The sequence below is a fragment of the Streptomyces lucensis JCM 4490 genome (genome assembly GCF_014650035.1).
GTDB classification, from domain to species: domain Bacteria; phylum Actinomycetota; class Actinomycetes; order Streptomycetales; family Streptomycetaceae; genus Streptomyces; species Streptomyces lucensis.
In genome coordinates this window covers 51,864-70,951 of the sequence record NZ_BMUE01000007.1, presented here as the reverse complement: position 1 = coordinate 70,951, position 19,088 = coordinate 51,864, and the positions used below count along the sequence as shown (strand labels likewise).

The window sequence follows — 19,088 nt, the reverse complement described above, 5'->3', positions numbered from 1 at the left end:
CTGCGCTCAGAACCAGATCCGGGTGGACAGCAGCCCAAGGCCCGCCGAAGCGGCCTGTCTCCACACCCGCAGCGGCTGGTCGAGGACGTCGGCGGAGTCCTTGTCCCCCGGCCAGTCGTCGATGCGGCCCAGCACCCGTTCCCGCTCCGCTCCGGACAGTGCGAGCACCGACTCGACCACGCCCAGACGGCCGCGCACCTCGGCCGAGGTCAGCACCGCGTCGCCCGCCCATCCCGGCAGGGTAAGTCATCCGGCTCCCCGGGCAGGCACGTGGGGACAACACATGCACAGGAACTCACCTGGTTGTCCTCCAGGCGTCGGCCGACGGCCCGTCAACGCGGGATCACCCAGTCGGGCATCCAGGTTCCGGCGTCGTGGTGCCCTGCCGCCGTGGCGGCGAGGTGGGCGCGCAGCGTGGCCAGCGCCGGGTGGGGGTTGTCACGGTGCCAGAGGAGCGAGTGCGGGTAGACGGGGGTCGGACCGGTGACCGGGATGCGGCGCAGGCCGTGGTCGGCGGGCCAGACGAGGCGGGTCCGCTCGCTCATGAAGGTGGCCAGGGCAGGGGTGTCGGCGACGGTGTCGAGGAGCGCGTCGGAGCCGAAGTTGGGGCCGGTCGCCTCGATGGTGAGGCCGAATGCGGCGACGAGGTCGTCGTAGTAGGCCGCCCACTCGGTTCCGGGAACGATGCCGGGCATCCAGATCCGGTGTCCGACGATCTGGGCGACGGTGACCGACCGGGCGGACGCCAGCGCGTGGGCGGGGCCCGTGAGGAGCTGGAGCGGCTCGTCCAGCACGCGGACGGACGCGATGTCCTCGGGCAGGGGCCGGCCGGGCGCGGCGACGGCGCGGAAGGACGCGTCGATCGCACCCGACCGGATGGCGGCGACGGCCGTCTCGATGTCGAACAGCATCAATACGTCGAGGTCGATCTCGGGGTGCGCCTGGTGGAAACCGCGCATCAGGCCCGACGCCGCGCCGCGCGAGGCGATGATGTCGACGCGCAGTGGACGGCGGCCGGTGTGCACGGACGCCGCAGCGCGCTCGGCGACGCGCAGCAGCTCTCGCGCGTGGGGCAGGAACGCCTGCCCGTCGATGGTGAGCTCGGCACCGCGCGGGGTCCGGGTGAACAGCCGCACGCCGAGGCCGCGCTCCAGCACGGCGATGCGCTTGGAGACGGCCTGCTGGGTGACCGCCAGCTCGGCGGCGGCCTCCTGGAACTGCCCCGCGTCGGCGGCGGCGACGAAGGTCCGGACGGTGTCGAGGTCCATGCCGACAACCCTATGGGCACAACCATCGGTTGTGACGGGGTGGCTCTGCGGTTGTTTGATCCCCGGGTATGAGGCTCGCTTTGATGTTTCCGATCGCGAGTCGGTTGTCGGAGGAGTGGCGAGGGGCGATGCGGATGAGGACCGGGAACCGGCTGGGAGAGGCGCCCGGGCACCGGCTCGGGCGGCGGTTCGGGTGGCTCTGGGCAGCGTACGGAACCAGCGCGCTCGGCACCTGGCTCGCCTTCGGCGCCTTCCCGCTGATCGCCATCAGGGTCCTGCACACGGGGCCGGCCGGGGTCGCCGCGCTCTCCTCCGTGGGGGCCGCTGTGGGCGCGGCCGTGGCGGTGCCGCTCGGCCCGTGGGTGGAGTTCCGCCGCAGGCGGAGGGTGCTGATCGCGATGGATCTGGTGCGGTTCGCTGCGCTCCTGACGGTGCCCGCCGCGTACGCGCTGGGCGTGCTCGGCTTCCTTCAGCTCCTGCTGGTCTCGGTCGTCGTCGCGGCGGCCGACATCACCTTCCGCGCGGCCTCCGGCGCCTATCTGAAGACACTGCTGCCGGCCGGGGACCTGCTCGTGGCCAACGCCCGGTTCGAGTCCACGGCCTGGACGACGACGATCATCGGACCGCCGCTGGGCGGCGCGGCGATCGGGCTGCTCGGCCCGGTGGCGACGGTGGTGGCCGACGCGGTCAGCTATCTGCTCTCGGCGATGGGCATCCGTGCTGTGGGTGGGCACGAGCCGCGACCGGAGCCCCGGAAGGCCGCGCGCACGCGGGCCGGGGACCTGCTCGACGGCTGGCGGTACCTCCTCGCCGACGCGACGCTGCGCCCGCTGTTCTTCAACACCGCGGTGTTCAACGCCCTGGTCATGGCCACCTCGCCGCTGCTGGCCGTCCTGATGCTCGACCGGCTCGGGTTCACACCGTGGCAGTACGGCCTGGCCTTCGCCGTGCCGTCGATCGGCGGGCTGCTCGGTTCGCGGCTGGCCCGGCCACTCGTCACCCGGTTCGGGCAGCACCAGGTCCTCGTCATGTCCGGGGCGCTGCGCGCGCTCTGGCCCGTCGGACTGGTCTTTCTGGGCCCCGGCACGGGCGGGCTGCTGCTGGTGATCGGCGTCGAGTCCGGGCTCATCTTCTGCTGCGGGGTCTTCAACCCCGTCCACGCCACCTACCGCCTCGAACGCACCGCGACGGAGCGGGTCACCCGGACGCTGTCCGCCTGGGCGGTGACGACCAAGGCGTCGACCGCGCTCCTCACGGCGGTCTGGGGCGTGCTGGGCGGCCTGCTCGGCCCCCGGCCGGCGATCGGCCTGGCCGGCGCGCTTCTGCTGGCCACCCCGCTGCTGCTCCCCCGCGGCGCGGCAGTCCCCTCCCGGCCGGAACCGGCACCGGGCCGTGCTCGCGAAGGCGTCGACTGACCGGGGCGGAAGGCGTTCGCCGTCCGCTCGGCGGCACGGCGTTGCGCCGGCCTTCCGCTCCGGTCGGCTGTCTAGGCTCGGCCCGTGGGACATCCCGAGCAGCGCGCCGAGGGCGTGGGACCGTTCGTCACCAGACTGACGTGGCGCCTTCCGGGCGGTGGTCTGGCGGTGTGGGAGTCACGGCCCGCCCGGCGGCGCGGAACGCTGGTCGTTCGTCCGTCCGGCGCGGCGGAAGGTCGTCACGTCCGTGCGGACGCCGTTGCCATCGGCCGGCTGCGCACGCTCAACGTCATCGCGGCGATCGCCTTCGTCATCGGCGGTGCCCTTTTCGCGGCCGGTGCGGCCGTCGCCCGGTCCGGGTCCGGCGACGCCGTCGAGAGTGCCTCGATCTACTTCGCCGGCGGCCTCTTCTTCAACACGGGCGGATACGTCTCACTGCTCCAGGTGATCAACGCACCCCGGCACGCCGGCGGCGGGGACCGGCTGACCACCCGCCGCTGGCGGTGGTGGAGCTACGAGCCGATGCGGGTGGACTGGACGTGCGCCTTCACTCTCTTCGCGGGCACGCTCGTCTTCGCCGTCAACCTGCTCGACAGCTTCCTGAGCGGCCTGAGCGTCCAGCAGGTCAACCGGCTGGTCTGGGCACCCGACGTGGTCGGCTGCGTGCTCTTCCTGGTCTCCGGGCACCTGGGTTTCGTCGAGATCTGTCACGGCCGGCCCTGCGTCCGCCCGCGCAGCCTGGGCTGGTGGATCGTCGCCGTGAACCAGCTCGGCTCCGTGCTGTTCATGGTCTCGGCACTCGCCGCTTTCACCCGCCCGGCCACCGGCGACCTGGTCAACGCCCGCATCGCCGACTGGGGCACGTTCAGCGGCGCCCTGTGCTTCTCGCTCGCCGGCGTCCTCCAGCTCCGAGAGCATCCCTAGGCGCGGGCGGCGAGACCGCGGTGGAAGCCGCGGCGCGCCCTCCCACCGCGTCCGCGTCCGTCACCGGGCCCGGGCAGGCCGCTTCACGCGGGAGGGAGGGCGCCCTCACCGGGGCTGCTCCTACTTCAACGCGAAGCCGAACGCCGCCTTGCTGTACGGCGCGCCGACCGCCTTCCCGCCGAAGCTGAGGGCAGCGTCCGTGACCACACCGGAGGAGCTTCCGCGCAAGACCCAGACCGCGCCGTTGCCGTTGTCCTCCCACGGCGCGTCGGCGGCCAGGTCCGCGTGGCCGTTGCCGTCGATGTCGAGGAGCCGTACGGTGCCGCCGAAGGCGTCGTACTTCTCGGCGGTGCCGGGAACGTTCCTGGTGTTCTGCCCGAACGACTGGGCGCCGGTCCCGGTCAGCCCCGCGCGGCTGCCGCGCAGCACGTTGACGACGCCCTCGTCGTTCTCGCCGGGCACGCCGACCGCCACGTCGTCGATGCCGTCGCCGGTGATGTCACCGACGGCGATCGCCGCGCCGAACCTGTCGTACTCCTCCTTGCTCCCGGGGACGCCGGGCGTGTTCTGCGTGTACGACGCCCAGGTCTCCTGCCCACCCAGCCCGGCAGCGCTGCCGTACATCACCCAGACCGAGTTGTCGTCCTCGAACCCGGTCAGCAGGTCGTCGTACGCGTCGCCGTTGACGTCGCCGATCGCCACGGCGCCGTCACCGCCCGGGTGCTGGCCGGTGACACGCCTGAGGCCGGAGGGGCTGCTCAGGTAGAGCGTGCTGCAGTGGCTGCCGTCGCCGCAGTATCCGGTCAGGACGAGGTCGGCGCGGTGGTCGCCGTTGATGTCGCCGGTGTCGCCGTCGCGGACGTCGAGGTACTGCAGGTAGCCCGGGTCGAGCGGGGTCTTCGCCGCCGGGACGCCGCTGCGCTTGAGCGGGCCCTTCCAGATCGTGGCGGTGGTGCCGATCGGGTCGTCTCCCCCGGCGAAACCGGCCCGGAACAGAGCGAGGTCGAGGCGGCCGTCGCCGTCGAAGTCGGCGGTCTGGCTGGCGGTGGCCGGGAGCGACCTGCCGCCGGACAGGCCGCTACGCCCGCCCCAGACCACGACGGCGCCGTCCTGCTGCGCCTTGCTGCCGATGACGAGGTCCGCGTAGCCGTCGCCGTCCAGGTCGCCCTTGGACAGCTGGAGCCCGAAGCCCTGCCCCTTGACTGAGGCACCGGGGATGCCGGTGGTGGCCCGGCTGATGTTCGCGCGGCGGCTGGTGGACAGGCCGTGCGGGCCGCCGTACATCACGGTGACGTATCCGGCCGCGGACTGGCCGCCGGCCGTGCCGTTCGGGGCGCCGACGGCGAGGTCGGCGTATCCGTCGCCGTTGAAGTCGTCACGGACCGGGGCGCTCTCGTGCGGGGCGGCGGACGCGGCCGGTACGGTGAAGGCGAGTGCGGTCAGGGCGAACGACAGCGGCAGCGCCCAGCGCACGCGCGCATACGAGTGGAACAACGAAGTACCCCCAGGTGCAAGGCTGATGGATCACCGCAGGAGACTCGCGCCGCGTTCGAAGGGTTGTACGGCTCGGGGCAGCGGACCGGTCCGAGGTCGCGAGTGCACGTGACCATCCGACGCCGAGTCAGCCCGGCGGCGACGAGTCGTCCAGCGGTTCACCGCTGCGGCGTCGTGCTGCCGGGCGGGCCTCAGGACCGGTCCGCCCCGTCGCCCGCCGGATGGCTCGGCGCTGGGCGGCTGTCGTGGCGCCCCAGATACCGTCGTCCTCACCGTGGTCGATCGCCCAGGTGCGGCAGGGGAGGATGACGGGGCACCTGCGGCACACGGCCAGCGCCGGGGAGGCTTCGGCTCCGGGGGTGGAGAAACCGGACAGTGGAAAGAAGATGTCCAGATCCTCCCCGACACACGCGGCGTGATCACGCCAGTCGGCAGGTTCCGGACGTTCGCTGGGGCCGGGCATGGCGCACCTCTGGTCGGTCCGACCGTTCCCAGGTCGGTTGGCGGCTGCGGCACGGGGGCCGCGGACCCGGCAGAGGTTCCGGCCATGCTAGTGCACATGTCCGGTTTGCGTAAGTCTCTCGGTGCCCGGCCCTGGCAGCGGGCGGCCGTGTCGCGCCGGGTGCGAGCGTAGGCGGACCGGATCTCCGGCGACGGGCTTCACCTGGGTGAGCGGCGGCGGCTCGGCCTGCGACGCCGCATGCCGGCGGCGACCGCTGGCGCCGGTGCCGGTCGTCCGTCGAGGACAGTCCAGCGCGCTAGGGGCGGGTATGTCTGCCATGGTCGAAACGGGGCAGCAGTGCAGGTGCACTGTACACACTCCGTCGACAACCGAGGTGAGCCATGACGCAGGATCTGACCCCGAAGTACACGGTGCCCGGCATCGAGCGCGAGGCCGCGGGGCGGCTGATCGGACTGCTGCGGCTGCGGCTGCACGCACTCAACGATCTGCACCTCACGCTCAAGCACGTGCACTGGAACGTGGTCGGGCCGCACTTCATCGCCGTGCACGAGATGATCGATCCGCAGGTGGACCGGGTCCGGGAGATGGCCGACGACGCGGCGGAGCGGATCGCCGCACTCGGCGGGGTGGCGCAGGGGACGCCCGGCAAGCTGGTGGCCGAACGCACCTGGGACGACTACTCCCTCGGCCGCGCGGACGCCATCGCCCACCTGGGCGCACTCGACCTCGTCTACACCGGCGTGATCGAGGGCGTGCGCGCCGCGATCAAGGAGGCCGGTGAGATCGACGCCGCGACGGAGGACCTGCTCATCGAGCAGCTGCGCGACCTGGAGCAGTTCCAGTGGTTCGTCCGGGCCCACCTGGAGAGTTCGGGCGGCACCCTCGCCACCGGCCGGGCACGGACGGAGGAGGAGGCCGCCGCGAAGGGGGCCGAACTGAGCTGAGGCCGACGGCGCCTGCCGGTCCGCCTCGCCGGCTCGCGGGGACGCCGCGGGATCGGCGTTCGAAAACCTCCGTACGCCCGATCCCGCGCCCGCCTCGTACAGAACGCCTGCCGCACGTCCGGTGGCCGACGCACCGGACATGCCGGCTCCGGGCTCACCTCACAGCGACGCGGTCGTCCCCATCCCGGACGCGCTGCCGGCGAGCCACTCGTCCCAGCTCAGATTGAAGGCGGCGTAGCCGTTGTCGGCCGGGGCCTTGGCACGGGACGAGCCGGTGATGGTGACGGGGTCCCCCTGCTTGACCTGGCCGTAGAACCACTTGGCGTCGGACATGGACAGGTGGATGCAGCCGTGCGAGCCGCGGGCGCTGCCGCTGCCCGGATTGGGGTCACCCGTCGAGTAGTGCACGTAGGTGCCGGACTGGGTCAGGTGGACGTCCCAGGGCAGCGTCAGGTCGTAGTAGTTGGGGCTGCCCTTGTCGCAGCTGATGCCGACGCTGCAGGAGGTCATGTGGACCTTCTCCTGCTTGTCGATGACCGCCATGGTGCCGTTCCACGTCGGATACTGGGGGCTGCCCGCGTTGATCGACAGGGTGCGCACCGCCTTGCCGTTGCGGGTCACCTTCATGGTGTGGCCGGTCACCGAGGCATCGGCGCGCACGTCGTCACCGATCTGGAAGGTGTGCGTGTAGCCGTGCACGCCATAACGCCCGTTCCCGTTGCTGACACCCTTCAGGTCGGCGTCGATCTTCACCTTCGTACCGGAGGGCCAGTACGTCTTCGGACGCCAGTCGGCGCGCTTGTCGCCGAACCAGTGCCAGGCGCCGGCCACCGGCTGCGAGGCGCTCACCTTCATGTGCTTCTCGACCGTGGCCCGTGCCTTCGGCGCCACCGGGTTCGTGAAGACCACCGAGATCGGCATGGCCACACCGACCTTGGTTCCCGTCTGCGGGGTGATCGTCTCCAGCAGCATCGGCGGGCCGGCGGGCTTCGTCGGTGACGGGGTGGCGCTCACGCTCGGCTTGCCCGGCGCCTTCCCGTCGTCACCGCTCGCCTTGTCACTGCCGCCCCCGCCGCAGGCACTCACGCCCACCAGCATCGCACCCGTGACGAGTGCGGCCCCTATGCCGACCTTGCGCCGTCCCACGATCCGCCCCGTTCTCTCGTTCTTCGGCCCTCGAGGAGCCCGACTCCCTCTCAGACAGCGAAGTGGGCGCCGCAGTTCCATGCGCTTGCGTAAAACGTGTCTCAAGACTCGGTGCGCGGCGGGTCGAGCGCGATGGCCGACCCCGGTGTTCCGGTGCTCGCCCGGTCACTCGGACACGGTCGCCGTACGCCGGCAAGTGGCCGCGTCGACCTGGCGCGGTCAGGTGAGGGCGTCGCGGAGGTAGGCGGGCAGCGCCTGGCGGACGGCTCTGTCCGCCGTCCAGCCCCGGGCGGGGACTTCGTCCGCGGAAACGGTCAGCCGGTCGCCGTCGCCGGTTCGGACGACGGCCCGGAACGTTTCCCCGCGACGGGCCGGGCCGCGGGCGAGATGGCCGGCGAGGACGGCGCGGCCCAGCTCGGCCGGGTCGGCGTCGGTGGTCGCACGGCCGTAGCCCTGGCAGATCCACACATGGCTGAACGGCTCGTATAACTGAACCTCCCACACAAGGCAGTCGGCGTCACTCTCATGGGGCATGGCTGCGATCATGCCCTGGACCGCCTGCCTCATTGCCCCTACCAGCCAGTACTGGCCGAAAGCATGCGGAGCGGCCGCTCGGCACGGGACGTTCCGAAGGCCGTGCGGCGCACGAGGGCGAGCGTGCGTTCCGTGACCGCAACCGTACTCTGGCGGTATGCGCACGCGTCCCACCTTGAGCTGGACCCCCGCTGAGGACCTTCCACCGGGCACGACGGATCTCGCGCCGGTCGCCCGTGCGCTGGGCGCCGGGAAGGTGCTGGTGCTCAGCGGGGCGGGCATCTCCACGGAGTCGGGCATCCCGGACTACCGGGGTGAGGGCGGGAGCCTGAGCAGGCACACCCCGATGACCTTCCAGGAGTTCACCGCCGGCGCCCAGGCCCGTCGCCGCTACTGGGCGCGCAGCCACCTCGGCTGGCGCACCTTCGGCCGCGCACGCCCCAACGCCGGGCACCGGGCCGTGGCCGCGTTCGGGCGGCACGGTCTGCTGTCGGGTGTGATCACCCAGAACGTCGACGGTCTGCACCAGCACGCCGGCAGCGAGGGCGTGGTGGAACTCCATGGCAGCCTCGACCGGGTCGTGTGCCTCACCTGCGGCGCCTTCAGCCCGCGCCGCGAACTGGCCCGGCGGCTGCAGGCGGCCAACGCGGGATTCGCGCCGGTCGCCGCCGGCATCAATCCGGACGGTGACGCCGATCTCACCGACGACCAGGTCGGGGACTTCCGAGTGGTGCCCTGCACGGTGTGCGGCGGCATCCTCAAGCCGGACGTCGTGTTCTTCGGCGAAGCCGTTCCGCCGGGGCGGGTCGAGCACTGCCGCGAGCTGGTCCGTGAGGCCGCTTCGCTGCTGGTCCTGGGCTCCTCACTGACGGTGATGTCCGGGCTCCGGTTCGTCCGCCAGGCAGCCCAGGCGGGGAAGCCGGTACTGATCGTCAACCGCGACCCGACCCGGGGCGACCGGCACGCCTTCACCCGGGTCGCACTCCCGCTGGGCTCGGCCCTCACCGCCGTGGCCGGACAACTGGGCATCCCACTCGAGGACGGGCGGCGGGCCGGATGACGCGACGGCGGTGAGCGGCGTCGGGGTGCTCCCGCGCCGGCCCTTCGGCACGGCGGTGCGCCCGGAGCGCTGGCGCGTCCTGCCCGGACCGCACCGACAGGGTGAACGGCACCGCGACACGGACGGATACCCGCGCCTTCGCCCGGGGCTCGGAGTAACTTGCCTGCAGCTCCGGCTGCAATCGACCACACATCACGGATCCGTCCGCCCCGCACGCAGCACCTCCCGCGAGAGCCGTGGCGGGCCGGCCGGCCATCACGGAGGAATCACGTGTGCCGTCTCTTCGGCCTCAGCAGCGCCCCGCGACGTACACACGCCACCTTCTGGCTCCTCGACGCTCCCGACAGCCTCAGCCGGCAGAGCCATCGTGACCCGGACGGCACCGGCCTCGGCCACTTCGCCGCCGACGGCACCCCCCGTGTCGACAAGGCGCCCATCGCCGCCTACCGCGACCGTTCCTTCGCGCAGGAGGCACGGCAGGTGGAGTCGGCGACGTTCGTCGCCCACGTGCGCTTCGCCTCCACCGGCAGCCTGGAGATGCGCAACACCCATCCCTTCGAGCAGGACGGGCGGCTCTTCGCGCACAACGGGGTCATCGAGGGCCTCGACGAGCTCGACGACCACCTCGGTGAGGACCGGTCGCTGGTCCGGGGCGACACCGACTCCGAGCGCTTCTTCGCGCTGATCACCCGGGAGACGCGGCGGCATGACGGCGACGTCACAGCGGGCATCCGGCAGGCCGCCGGCTGGATCGCCGCGCACCTGCCCGTCTACGCCCTGAACCTGATCCTCGTCACCCCTCGGGGACTGTGGGCGCTGCGCTACCCGGACACGCATGATCTCTACGTCCTCGAGCGCCCGGCGGGCGGCCAGCACGGCAGCCGGCACCTCGACCACAGCGGCAGTCACGGCCGCATGCGCATCCACTCGGCGCACCTGGCCGGTCAGCCCTGCGTCGTCGTCGCCAGCGAACGCATGGACGACAATCCCCACTGGCGCCGGATGGAGCCCGGCGAACTGCTCCACGCAGGGCCCGACCTGCACGTCACCCACCAGGTCGCCCTGCCGGATCCGCCGGCACACCAGCTCACCCTCGACGACCTGCACCCCGACGCGGCCGCCTCTCAGACGGCCGCCTAGAACCAGGCCGGCCGATCGGGTCACCGACGGCCTTCAGGAGCGCCCAAGCGAGGACTTCGACCGGCGGGCGGACACGGGCGGTTCAGACGCCAGACCACGTCGATGCCGCTGCCCGAGGGAGCCGCGGGTGGTTCCGCTCGCTCACGACCGATCTCGGTGAACCCGAGGCGGCGCGGTACGCCGCCGCTGGAAGCGTTGGCCTCGTCGTGCGTGATCTCCAGGTAGTGCACGTCCGGCAGGGCGAACATCTCGGCGACCAAGGCTGCCGTCGCTCTCGTCGCGATGCCTTGACCGAGGGCCGCAGGGTGCAGCCGGTAACCGAGCCTCCACCCCCGGGCCTCGGTTCCGCGGCCGCCCGCGGGTGACGAGCCGGCCGTGTGCTCCGAGTCGTGCCGGACGCGGGCGGTGGTCCCTGGCAGGGCCGGGCCACCGCCGCGTGTGAGTGGGCCGTCGTGTCTCAGATGTCGGTTGTCGGCGTGGCGTCCACCTTGGTCACCTGGGTGCCGATGGAGTAGACGGCGGGTTCGCCGTCCGCGGAGATGATGCCGAGCTCCGTCTGTACGTAGTGGCGGACGACCTTGTACATGTGCGCGTCCGGGTCGCGCTCGACGAACGGCTTGTCCGAGTCGCCGAGGTTGATGTACGACTGCAGGTCCTTGGCGAGGAAGGTCTCGTCGACAGCACTGTCGGACAGCACGAGGGCGCCGCCGTCGGCTGTCTTCGCCGCGAAGACGTCCCCGGTGTGGGGGGCGGCCTTCTTGAAGTCGACCCAGGCGTGCCCGCTCAGGTTGTCGGCCCGCTCCGTGTACCAGGACCTGCCGGTGCGTCGGGCGGAGGTATCGGCGAGCGGGGTGTCGCGGCCGCCAGTCACCCACAGATCGGCGACCAGTTCCGGCAACCGCGAGGGCGCCGTACCGCCGATCTTGGTGCCGGGGTCGGCGATCTTCATCAGACCGGCTCCGTCGAGGGCGACGTGCGGCGCCTTGGCCAGGTCCGAACCGCTGAAGTCCCGGGCGGCGACCATCCGCCAGCCGTCACCGGAACGCTTGAACACGAGGAACCTGATGTCCTTTGACCACGGTTTGCCGGGCTTGCCGTGGGTGAGTTGCGCGCCCTGGGCGCGCACCAGGAACCAGTCGGCGTTCGAGGAGGCGGGCGGTATGTAGAAGGTGCGGTGGACGTACACGAACGGAGCGAGGTTGTTCGCGACGTCGCGCTTGTCGAGTGCTGGGATCTGCGTGAAGTACGCCCGGTCCATCGCCAGGACGGCGCCGTCCTCCGCCTTGGCCATGAGTGAGGGGGAACGCTCGGCGTTCGCCCGGTTGTTGGCCTTCTGATAGGCGTCCACCGTCCTGTTCGCCTCGGCCTTGGTGAGCAGCGGCCTCTCGGCCGGTGCGGCACCCGCGCGGTCAGGGGCCGTGCCGGCGGTGGAGCAGCCGGCCAGGGAAGCCGCGACTGAGAGTACGGCCGCGGTGAACACGCCGATGCGCGTGGCACGCGCTGTGCGAGCGGAGCGGGCCGAGTGGGCCGAGTGGGCCATGGCGAGGTATCCCCGTTTCTCGAGTGCTTGTCGCGACCGCTGCGTGCAGCGCGCACGAGACGATCGCCGTGCCACGGTATCGACCGCGCTCACCCGCGCCGCAACTCCACCCCACCGCGGAACCGGACCGTTGCTCTCCGGCCCTGTTCGCGTCGACATCCACTCGCCTGCCGAGCCGCTTCTGGAGAACCATGCGCATGGTGAGCGACGTGCCCGAGCGGTGGACCAAGGCGAGTGTCCGTGCCGACATGTGGACCGATCCTGGCGAGGATCCAAACTGTACGGAGCGCGTGACGGAGACTTCGACGATGCCGTCGCGCGACCGGAGCCGGTCGAGGGCGCATGCGCCGACCTCGCCCGCGAACAGGCGGTCACCGACGCGGTTCCGGCCGGGTACCCGGATCTCGGCGCGCGGGTGGGTCCCGATGGCATCGCCGTCCGGGCCTGTGGGTCCACCGCGTCGAGGAGTACGCCCGGCATTGCGGGCAGGCCGATCTGCTGCGCGAGTGCATCGACGGCCGGGGGGGCAGTAGCGTCCCGGGCTCCGCGGACGCGGAGCACACACGGTGCTCGCACGGTCCGATCTAGGCTTCGGGCGGTTTCGGGAGGGCTTCGCGCAGCCGGTCGAGGAGTACCCGGGCCGCGGGGCTCGCGGGACCGGTGGCCCGCCAGGCGAGCGCGATACGAGCGCGGATCTCGGGCCGGACGAGCCGCAGGGTGCGGACCCGGGCGTCGACGGTAGATCCGTCCTCCTCGGCAGGCAGCACGGCGATGCCGAGGCCCCGTGCGGCGAGCCGTGCGAGAAGATGCGGGGCTGCCGCCTCGAAGGCGACCCGGGGCCGGAACCCCGCCTGCGAACATCCGCGTTCCAGCGCCGCGCGCACGCCGGTTCCGTGCGGGAGGCAGATCAGCGGCCTGTCGCGGAGATCGGCGAGCGGGACGCTCGTGCCGTCGATGCGGTCGAAGAACGGGACTCCGGGCGCGACAGCGGCAACGAGCGGCACGTCGATCACCGTCCGGAAGGCCACTCCGGGCGGTGGCACCGCGTCCGCCGGCCCGAGGACGGCGAGGTCCAGCTCGCCGGCCAGGAGCGCAGCCTGCATCCGCTCCGTGGTGTCCTCGGTGAGCGCCAGGTCGACCGAGGGGTGGTCGTCGTGGAAGTCCGCGAGTAAGGCGGCGATGTCGAAGGTGTGGCCGGTGGCCCCGGACACCAGCCCGAGCGTGACCCGGCCGCGCAGCAGGCCCGTGTACGCGTCCACCGTCTGCCGTACCGCCTCCGCCGCGGCCAGTGCGGCGCGGGCATGCGGCAGGACCGCCCGGCCCACCTCGGTCGGCGTGACCGACCTGTTGGACCGGTCGAGCAGCGGCTGCCCCACCTCCTTCTCCAACTGGCTGATCTGGGCGCTCAGTCCGGGCTGCGACAGATGCAACCGGCCCGCGGCGCGGGTGAAGCCGCCTTCCTCGACCACGGTGACGAAGTAGCGCAGCTGACGCAGTTCCATAACCACGGATGATAGGCGTCAGCAGAACCATCTATTGGATATATGTTCCGGTCGGCGGCACGCTTGATCACATGGAGAACGCGACAGCCCGCAGGGAGAAGAAGGCCGAGGTGCGGGCCGCGATCTCGGCGGAACGCCGGGAACTGGCCGATCTGCTGGACACTCTGCGAGCCGACCAGTGGAACAGGCAGAGCCTCTGCGCCGGTTGGCGGGTTCGCGAGGTCGCGGCACACATGTCGACGGGGTTCCGGTATTCCGTGCCCGCGACGCTCGGCGAGTTGGCCAAGGCGCGCGGAAACCTTCACCGCATGACCGACCGGGTCGCGCGAAAGGATGCCGCCGCCTATTCCACCGGCGCACTCGCCGCCTTCCTGCGGGACAACGCCGACCATCCCTGGACGCCCCCGGTCGGCGGCCTCGCGGCGGCACTCGGCCACGACGTGGTGCACGGGCTGGACATCACCGTCGCCCTCGGCCTCGGCCGGCGCGTCCCCGAGGACCGGCTGCGCATCCTTCTCGCGGAGATCCGGCCCAGCAGCCTGAGGTTCTTCGGCGCCGACCTCGACGGGGTGCGGCTGTGCGCCGAGGACCTCGACTGGTCGTACGGCTCCGGCTCGCCGGTGTACGGCCGCGCCCAGGACCTCCTGCTGCTGGCGTACGGCAGAAGGATTCCGGGCGGCCTGCTCCGGGGGGAGCCGGGCAACCGCTTCACCCTGCCGACCGAGGAGGTCTGAACCGTGCGCACCCGAATCCTCCTGGCCGCGTCCCTGCTCTCCACCGGTCTGCTCGCCGGCGCCTTCGGCTACGGCGCCGCCAACTTGGTCCCGACCTTCGACGCCGTGCCGCTCGACATGAGGCTCGACTTCCACACCGAGCTGATGAAGATGAACAGCATCACCATGCAGGCGGCGATGGCCGTCTCGGCCGGCAGCACCCTCGCCCTGACCGCCGTGTCACGCGGCCGGAGCCGGGCCCTCGCGGCGACGGCGGGGCTCCTGACCGTCTCCTCCTTCCTGATCACCCGCTTCGGGAACGTCCCGATCAACGGCCGCATCAAGAAGTGGGCCGTCAGCACTCCACCGGCCGACCATGCGGAGATCCTGCGCCGCTGGGAGCTGTTCAACGACGCCCGCACCGGCACCGCCATAGCGGCGTTCGCCGTCCTGATCCTCGTTGCCCTGCGGCAGTCAGAGGCGCGTCCGGGCGTCTCCGGAACAGCGTGTGGCGGGCGTCAGGTCACGGACTAGGCTGCCCGCCTGACCGTCAGGTCACCGTTCGTCGTCGCCAGCTCCAGGCGGTACTCGCCTGACGGTTCGTCGCTGAACGCCACGTTCTTGTCGCCGTTGGAGTCGTCCGCCGAGACCCGGTACCGGGCCGGCGGCGCGGTGAGCGTGAGGTTGCCGCTGGTCGTGCGAGCCCTGACGTTCTGCGGGGTGGCCGTCCGGATCGTCACCTCGCCGTTCGACGTCTGTGTGTCGATGCCGCCGCCCGTGGCCTTCCGGACGTCGACGTCACCGTTGGACGTGCGCAGCCTGACCGGTCCCGTCGCGTCGGCCACCACGATCCCGCCGTTCTTCGTGCGCACATCGACCGCGCCGGTGCCGATCAGCCTGAGGTCACCGTTGGACGTGCCTCCCGTCACCGGGAGACCGGCGGGCACTTTGACGACGTAGTCGACACCGCAGTCCTCGCCACAGCCGGAGAGCGTGAGGACGCCGTCCGTGATGTGGAAGGAGGTACCACTCGGCTTGTCGCCGCGGTAGTGGACCCTGCGGTGCACCGAGATCGTGGAGACGTCGGCCGAAGAGTCCACCTTCACGTTCCCGTCCCTGTTGTCGAGGCGGATCGAGGCGATCCTCCGCGGCACCTCGGCGTCGTCCTCGAAGGTCTTCCGGCCGACGGCCGAGCACGCGGACAGTCCGCCGATCGTGCAGGCGGCCAGAGCCGCCGCTGTGGAAACGCGCATGTGCGAGCGTCGCATGGAGGTCCCCCGTGTGGAGCGAGTCGGATCAGTGATCAGTCACAGCGATCCTAAGCAGCGGCTGTTCGGCACCCACTGGGGAAAACCCCCCAATGTCAGGGCTGAGCCGTCCTCCACGGCCGTCACAGCCAACGTGCTGAATCAGCCTGTGGCCCGGCTCGAGCGCGCGGCTCCCGGCACAACCACACGGCCTGAAGCCGCTCCCGGGCCGGGCGCGGACGACAGAGCCCGGATCCCTGCGCGGCCACACCGCGTGCCCGGAATGTCATCTAAATCCCCATTTATGATGTTCGGCTGGTAATGGCGCCATCGGCGGGGTGGCGTGGTGCCACTGGAACGGCGCATGACCACAGGGCGTCTGTCTACGCGAGGATCTTCGTCGCCTCGGCACTGGCCCGCCTCCTGTCCGCACCACTCCGTTAACATGTGCGAGCCCACGACGATCACCTCATCACCCATTCTTCGGCGGGAAATCAGCCACCCAGCACGATACGCAATCAAATCCACCGACAATCGAGCAAATCGGCCAAAACAATTGATATCTAATGAATCGCGGACTCGTTCGCGAATAAACGACGGAGAGAAAGTCGCCGCGTGGCTCCGGCCACGGGTGATCCTTTGGACCGCAGCGAGTGTGGTGGCCCTCGGATTCCTCATCGCGCTGGAGATCGCCGCACGCCATTACGGCCTGCCGGGGCCGATCACCAATCAGGCGCGAGAGGTGGTATTCGCACCGAAGTCAGGGCCGCTGCTGTACGCCAGCATGGCGTTGATGATGGTCGTGCTCACCTGGCGGGAGCGGTTCGTCGCGGCTGGTGTCGCCGTAGGGATCGACGTCGCCTTCTTCCTCGTGCGGTGGGCGTTCGACGCCAAGATGATGTTCGGCAACGGTGCGCTCTGGGTGGTTCTGGGCTACGCGGTCATCGCTGTGACCCGCCGTACCGGCGCCGAACGCGTCCTGCTGCTGAAGGGTGTCGGGCTGGGTCTGCTGCTGGTGGCCGGCCGCAAGACCGGCGACACCTGGCTGCTGATCACGTCGAAGACCCGCCCGGTCGTGCTCGACCAGTACGTGGCGACGGCCGACCAGGCCCTGGGCAACCCGTCGTGGCTCGTGGGCCGGGTCGTCAGGGCGACCGGTTCGATCGGCTCCCATGTCCTCGACTACGTCTACATCCAGCTCGCGGTGGCCGCGGTCGTCGTCGCGCTCTACCAGCTGCGCCACGTGGCGGCCGAGCGCCGCTTCCCCCGGCATCACCTGGTGCGCACCTTCCTCATGATCGGCCTCCTCGGGCCCGGCATCTACATGATCTTCCCCGTGGTCGGCCCGATCTTCGTGTACGGCGCCGACGGCGGGCACTGGGCGGTGGCCAACCTGTGGCCGGACACGCCACCGGTCGGCGCGCCGCACCACATGCCTTTCAACGAGATCACTCCGCGCAACTGCATGCCCAGTCTGCACACGGCGTGGGCCACCGCGATCTTCGTTCATTCCCGCAAGGGGCCACGCGTGCTGCGATACCTGGGCACGTTCTGGCTGATCGCCACCCTCGGCGCGACGCTGGGCTTCGGCTACCACTACGGCACGGACATCATCGCCGGCGTGGTCTTCACGCTCACCATCGAGGCCGCTCTGCGTTCGGCCGAACGCGGCTGGGACCGGTCAGGCCTCCAACTGGTCGCATACGGCACGACCGTCTTCACGGCGCTCCTGGTGTCGTACCGCTATCTGCCGGTGGAAATGGCCAGGTATCCGTACGTGTTCGGTCCGCTTCTCGTTCTGGCGATGGCCTCGGTGATCTACGGCTACGTACAGACCACCAGGCTCTGGGAACCGCAGGTCGCACCAGCGCGGCCACTGGAGCCCCAGCCCGAACCCGTCTGAAGCGCAGGCAGGAGCGATCGGCCCGTCGGAGGATCAGCCTCCGGCGGGCCGATCGTCGTGGGGAGGGCGGTGCCGCCCTCCTCCGCCTTGCGACGCTCCCCCACCGCCCGAAAGGCGTGGGAGGTGCGCCCACCACCGGATCCCGCCTCCCTGATCCTGCCTGGTCCAGTCGAAAGACCCTAGTCCCCCACCAACGCGGCCACCAGGCGGGCCACTCGAGGGCGCGGGTCAGGTGCGCCCGGCCAACTGGTCATCAGCAGGTGGTGGGCGGTGCCGACGAGGGCGAGGGCAACGACGGGTGGGTCGGTCCCCGACGGCAGCCGGCCGAGTCCGCGTTCGTCCTCGAGGTAGCCGGTGATGGCCGTCTCGATCGCGGTGAAGCCGGGCGCCCCGCCCTCCAGGGCCTCGCGGATGCGCAGCGCGGCCGCTGGTCGGGTCATCGCGAGTCCTGAGATGGCGAGACCGCCGGAGTCGAACAGCGCGAGGACGACGGCGTCGAGATTGCGCGCCACCGTGCCCTGCCCGGCGGCCCCCGACAGCGCCTGCGCCTTCACCGCCGTCCGCGCGAACCGGTCGAGGCAGAGCTCGGCCACGAACTCGTCGAGCCCCGCGAAGTGGGCGTGCAGCAGCCCCTTGGCGCACCCCGCCTCGGCGGTGACGGCCCGGCTGGTGAGCGCGCCGGGCCCACCTCTTTCCACGACGCGCTCGGCGGCCGCGAACAGCCGCTCGCGGACGTCCGGCGTCGCCACTCCTCGCGGTGACATGGGTCGCTCTCCCGTTCTGCCTCATCGTGCAACTCCCGGTGATGGTAGCGGGGATTGCAGGTATGGGCATTTGCCCATACCGTTTGGGCGTACGCCCATTCTCTGTCGAACACCACAGGAGGCACCCGTGCCCGATGTCGTCAACACCGAGCAGGCACACGCGTGGAACGGTTCCGAAGGCGCCCACTGGGCCCGCCATCAGGACCGCTGGAACGCAGTGAACGAGGGTTTCAACGGACCGTTGCTCGACGCCGCCGGGATCGCCGGCCACCACCGGGTCCTCGACCTCGGCTGCGGCTCGGGGCAGACCACGCGCCTCGCCGCGCTCCGGGCCCCCCGGGGAAGCGCCATGGGCCTGGACCTCTCCGGACCCATGCTGGCCGAGGCGCGGGTCGGCGCGGACCGGGAAGGCGTTGTCAACGTCTCCTTCGCGCAGGGGGACGCACAGGTGTACCCCTTCGAGGCGGCCATGTTCGACTCCGCGATCAGCCGCTACGGCGTGATGTTCTTCGGCGACCCCGTAGCGGCCTTCGGCAACGTCGGCAGGGCGCTGCGACCCGGCGGGCGCCTGGCGTTCGTGTGCCCGGCCGACCCCTTGCTCAACGGCTGGGTCGCGGCGGTCGCGTCACTGCGCGACCTGCTGCCGGTGGGTGACTTCGGGGCGCCGGGGCTGCCCGGCATGTTCTCCCTGGCCGAGCCGGACCGCGTTCGGGAGGTCCTCACCGCCGCCGGCTTCACCGATGTCGCCGTCGAGCACGCGGAAGCGTACGGGACCTGGGGACGGGGAGCCGAGGACGCCGCGGAGTTCCTGCTGGGAACCGGGCCCGGCCGCCACCTGATGGAGCAGGCCGGCACGACCGCGCGGGCCCGCGCCCGCCGGAGGCTGACGGACCACCTGCGCGACCACGAGGCGGCGGACGGAACGGTGCGGCTGCGCAGCACGGCGTGGCTGGTCACCGCGGTCCGGCCGGTCGGCCCGTCGACCGGGCCCGCCCTCACCGACTGAGGTGGTCCGTCCCCCGACGGGGGGC

The 19,088-nt window shown here is 71.3% G+C and carries 20 protein-coding genes and 1 pseudogene; 10 read left to right on the top strand and 11 right to left on the bottom strand.

Annotation, left to right across the window (positions count from 1 at the left end; all coding sequences use genetic code 11):
- Positions 1–6: 6 nt before the first annotated feature.
- Together IE177_RS17495 and IE177_RS17490 are read right to left on the bottom strand one after the other, a co-directional pair.
- The gene (locus tag IE177_RS17495) at positions 7–216 is read right to left on the bottom strand and encodes a hypothetical protein (protein WP_190016289.1); all 210 of its coding nucleotides are present in this window, start codon (positions 214–216) and stop codon (positions 7–9) included.
- Positions 217–332: 116 nt separating this feature from the next.
- Positions 333–1,268: a LysR family transcriptional regulator gene (locus IE177_RS17490; RefSeq protein WP_190016288.1), complete on the bottom strand. Its 936-nt coding sequence runs from the start codon at positions 1,266–1,268 to the stop codon at positions 333–335.
- A 134-nt stretch (positions 1,269–1,402) separates the two neighbouring features.
- Between IE177_RS17490 and IE177_RS17485 the strand changes: the two genes are divergently transcribed.
- Positions 1,403–2,683, top strand: a complete 1,281-nt coding sequence (locus IE177_RS17485) for an MFS transporter (protein WP_190016287.1) — start codon at positions 1,403–1,405, stop codon at positions 2,681–2,683.
- 84 nt (positions 2,684–2,767) lie between these two features.
- On the top strand, positions 2,768–3,607 hold the full coding sequence (locus IE177_RS17480) for a hypothetical protein (RefSeq protein WP_190016286.1): 840 nt from the start codon (positions 2,768–2,770) through the stop codon (positions 3,605–3,607).
- Positions 3,608–3,727: 120 nt separating this feature from the next.
- On the opposite strand, the gene IE177_RS17475 is transcribed toward IE177_RS17480, so the two are convergent.
- Both IE177_RS17475 and IE177_RS17470 read right to left on the bottom strand, forming a co-directional pair.
- Positions 3,728–5,101: an FG-GAP-like repeat-containing protein gene (locus IE177_RS17475; protein ID WP_190016285.1), complete on the bottom strand. Its 1,374-nt coding sequence runs from the start codon at positions 5,099–5,101 to the stop codon at positions 3,728–3,730.
- A gap of 127 nt (positions 5,102–5,228) precedes the next feature.
- On the bottom strand, positions 5,229–5,564 hold the full coding sequence (locus IE177_RS17470) for a WhiB family transcriptional regulator (protein WP_190016284.1): 336 nt from the start codon (positions 5,562–5,564) through the stop codon (positions 5,229–5,231).
- A 380-nt stretch (positions 5,565–5,944) separates the two neighbouring features.
- On the opposite strand from IE177_RS17470, the gene IE177_RS17465 reads away from it, so the two are divergent.
- On the top strand, positions 5,945–6,508 hold the full coding sequence (locus IE177_RS17465) for a Dps family protein (RefSeq protein WP_190016283.1): 564 nt from the start codon (positions 5,945–5,947) through the stop codon (positions 6,506–6,508).
- Between the two features lie 159 nt (positions 6,509–6,667).
- Here IE177_RS17465 and IE177_RS17460 read toward each other — a convergent pair whose 3' ends face one another.
- Both IE177_RS17460 and IE177_RS17455 read right to left on the bottom strand, forming a co-directional pair.
- Complete coding sequence (locus IE177_RS17460) at positions 6,668–7,606, bottom strand: L,D-transpeptidase (protein ID WP_190016545.1); 939 nt, start codon at positions 7,604–7,606, stop codon at positions 6,668–6,670.
- A 267-nt stretch (positions 7,607–7,873) separates the two neighbouring features.
- Positions 7,874–8,188, bottom strand: coding sequence for a hypothetical protein (locus IE177_RS17455; RefSeq protein WP_190016282.1), 315 nt, complete (start codon positions 8,186–8,188; stop codon positions 7,874–7,876).
- A gap of 157 nt (positions 8,189–8,345) precedes the next feature.
- On the opposite strand from IE177_RS17455, the gene IE177_RS17450 reads away from it, so the two are divergent.
- Both IE177_RS17450 and IE177_RS17445 read left to right on the top strand, forming a co-directional pair.
- Positions 8,346–9,248, top strand: coding sequence for an NAD-dependent protein deacetylase (locus IE177_RS17450; protein ID WP_190016281.1), 903 nt, complete (start codon positions 8,346–8,348; stop codon positions 9,246–9,248).
- Positions 9,249–9,518: 270 nt separating this feature from the next.
- Positions 9,519–10,388: a class II glutamine amidotransferase gene (locus IE177_RS17445; RefSeq protein WP_190016280.1), complete on the top strand. Its 870-nt coding sequence runs from the start codon at positions 9,519–9,521 to the stop codon at positions 10,386–10,388.
- Between the two features lie 20 nt (positions 10,389–10,408).
- Here IE177_RS17445 and IE177_RS34840 read toward each other — a convergent pair whose 3' ends face one another.
- Both IE177_RS34840 and IE177_RS17435 read right to left on the bottom strand, forming a co-directional pair.
- Complete coding sequence (locus tag IE177_RS34840) at positions 10,409–10,807, bottom strand: GNAT family N-acetyltransferase (protein WP_268253174.1); 399 nt, start codon at positions 10,805–10,807, stop codon at positions 10,409–10,411.
- A 38-nt stretch (positions 10,808–10,845) separates the two neighbouring features.
- A complete protein-coding gene (locus IE177_RS17435) occupies positions 10,846–11,928 on the bottom strand; it encodes a DUF8094 domain-containing protein (protein ID WP_190016279.1) in 1,083 nt (360 codons plus the stop codon).
- A gap of 250 nt (positions 11,929–12,178) precedes the next feature.
- On the opposite strand from IE177_RS17435, the pseudogene IE177_RS34835 reads away from it, so the two are divergent.
- Positions 12,179–12,516, top strand: a pseudogene (locus tag IE177_RS34835) (mycothiol transferase); the annotation flags it as partial.
- On the opposite strand, the gene IE177_RS17425 reads toward IE177_RS34835, so the two are convergent.
- Complete coding sequence (locus IE177_RS17425; RefSeq protein WP_190016278.1) at positions 12,513–13,430, bottom strand: LysR family transcriptional regulator; 918 nt, start codon at positions 13,428–13,430, stop codon at positions 12,513–12,515. The pseudogene IE177_RS34835 and the gene IE177_RS17425 sit on opposite strands and share 4 nt — an antisense overlap.
- Positions 13,431–13,501: 71 nt before the next feature.
- Between IE177_RS17425 and IE177_RS17420 the strand changes: the two genes are divergently transcribed.
- Both IE177_RS17420 and IE177_RS17415 read left to right on the top strand, forming a co-directional pair.
- The gene (locus tag IE177_RS17420; RefSeq protein WP_190016277.1) at positions 13,502–14,164 is read left to right on the top strand and encodes a maleylpyruvate isomerase family mycothiol-dependent enzyme; all 663 of its coding nucleotides are present in this window, start codon (positions 13,502–13,504) and stop codon (positions 14,162–14,164) included.
- A 3-nt stretch (positions 14,165–14,167) separates the two neighbouring features.
- Entirely contained in the window at positions 14,168–14,677 is a 510-nt protein-coding gene (locus IE177_RS17415) for an anthrone oxygenase family protein (protein ID WP_190016276.1), read from the top strand.
- On the opposite strand, the gene IE177_RS17410 is transcribed toward IE177_RS17415, so the two are convergent.
- Positions 14,674–15,396: a DUF4097 family beta strand repeat-containing protein gene (locus IE177_RS17410; protein ID WP_190016275.1), complete on the bottom strand. Its 723-nt coding sequence runs from the start codon at positions 15,394–15,396 to the stop codon at positions 14,674–14,676. The genes IE177_RS17415 and IE177_RS17410 overlap by 4 nt on opposite strands.
- A 628-nt stretch (positions 15,397–16,024) precedes the next feature.
- On the opposite strand from IE177_RS17410, the gene IE177_RS17405 reads away from it, so the two are divergent.
- Positions 16,025–17,293: a phosphatase PAP2 family protein gene (locus IE177_RS17405; RefSeq protein WP_268253173.1), complete on the top strand. Its 1,269-nt coding sequence runs from the start codon at positions 16,025–16,027 to the stop codon at positions 17,291–17,293.
- A 179-nt stretch (positions 17,294–17,472) separates the two neighbouring features.
- Here IE177_RS17405 and IE177_RS17400 read toward each other — a convergent pair whose 3' ends face one another.
- Positions 17,473–18,057, bottom strand: a complete 585-nt coding sequence (locus IE177_RS17400; RefSeq protein WP_190016273.1) for a TetR/AcrR family transcriptional regulator — start codon at positions 18,055–18,057, stop codon at positions 17,473–17,475.
- A gap of 127 nt (positions 18,058–18,184) precedes the next feature.
- Here IE177_RS17400 and IE177_RS17395 point away from each other — a divergent pair, with 127 nt between their 5' ends.
- Positions 18,185–19,063 (top strand): class I SAM-dependent methyltransferase, encoded by an 879-nt coding sequence (locus IE177_RS17395; RefSeq protein ID WP_190016272.1) that lies wholly within the window; start codon positions 18,185–18,187, stop codon positions 19,061–19,063.
- Positions 19,064–19,088: the final 25 nt, after the last annotated feature.

Excerpts from the sequence above, each read along its gene's own strand:
- IE177_RS17490 (WP_190016288.1), bottom strand. The coding sequence starts at position 1,268 with ATGGACCTCGACACCGTCCGGACCTTCGTCGCCGCCGCCGACGCGGGG.
- IE177_RS17485 (WP_190016287.1), top strand. The coding sequence starts at position 1,403 with ATGAGGACCGGGAACCGGCTGGGAGAGGCGCCCGGGCACCGGCTCGGG.
- IE177_RS17470 (WP_190016284.1), bottom strand. The coding sequence starts at position 5,564 with ATGCCCGGCCCCAGCGAACGTCCGGAACCTGCCGACTGGCGTGATCAC.
- IE177_RS17465 (WP_190016283.1), top strand. The coding sequence starts at position 5,945 with ATGACGCAGGATCTGACCCCGAAGTACACGGTGCCCGGCATCGAGCGC.
- IE177_RS17460 (WP_190016545.1), bottom strand. The coding sequence starts at position 7,606 with ATGCTGGTGGGCGTGAGTGCCTGCGGCGGGGGCGGCAGTGACAAGGCG.
- IE177_RS17455 (WP_190016282.1), bottom strand. The coding sequence starts at position 8,188 with ATGCCCCATGAGAGTGACGCCGACTGCCTTGTGTGGGAGGTTCAGTTA.
- IE177_RS17450 (WP_190016281.1), top strand. The coding sequence starts at position 8,346 with ATGCGCACGCGTCCCACCTTGAGCTGGACCCCCGCTGAGGACCTTCCA.
- IE177_RS17435 (WP_190016279.1), bottom strand. The coding sequence starts at position 11,928 with ATGGCCCACTCGGCCCACTCGGCCCGCTCCGCTCGCACAGCGCGTGCC.
- IE177_RS17425 (WP_190016278.1), bottom strand. The coding sequence starts at position 13,430 with ATGGAACTGCGTCAGCTGCGCTACTTCGTCACCGTGGTCGAGGAAGGC.
- IE177_RS17420 (WP_190016277.1), top strand. The coding sequence starts at position 13,502 with ATGGAGAACGCGACAGCCCGCAGGGAGAAGAAGGCCGAGGTGCGGGCC.
- IE177_RS17410 (WP_190016275.1), bottom strand. The coding sequence starts at position 15,396 with ATGCGCGTTTCCACAGCGGCGGCTCTGGCCGCCTGCACGATCGGCGGA.
- IE177_RS17400 (WP_190016273.1), bottom strand. The coding sequence starts at position 18,057 with ATGTCACCGCGAGGAGTGGCGACGCCGGACGTCCGCGAGCGGCTGTTC.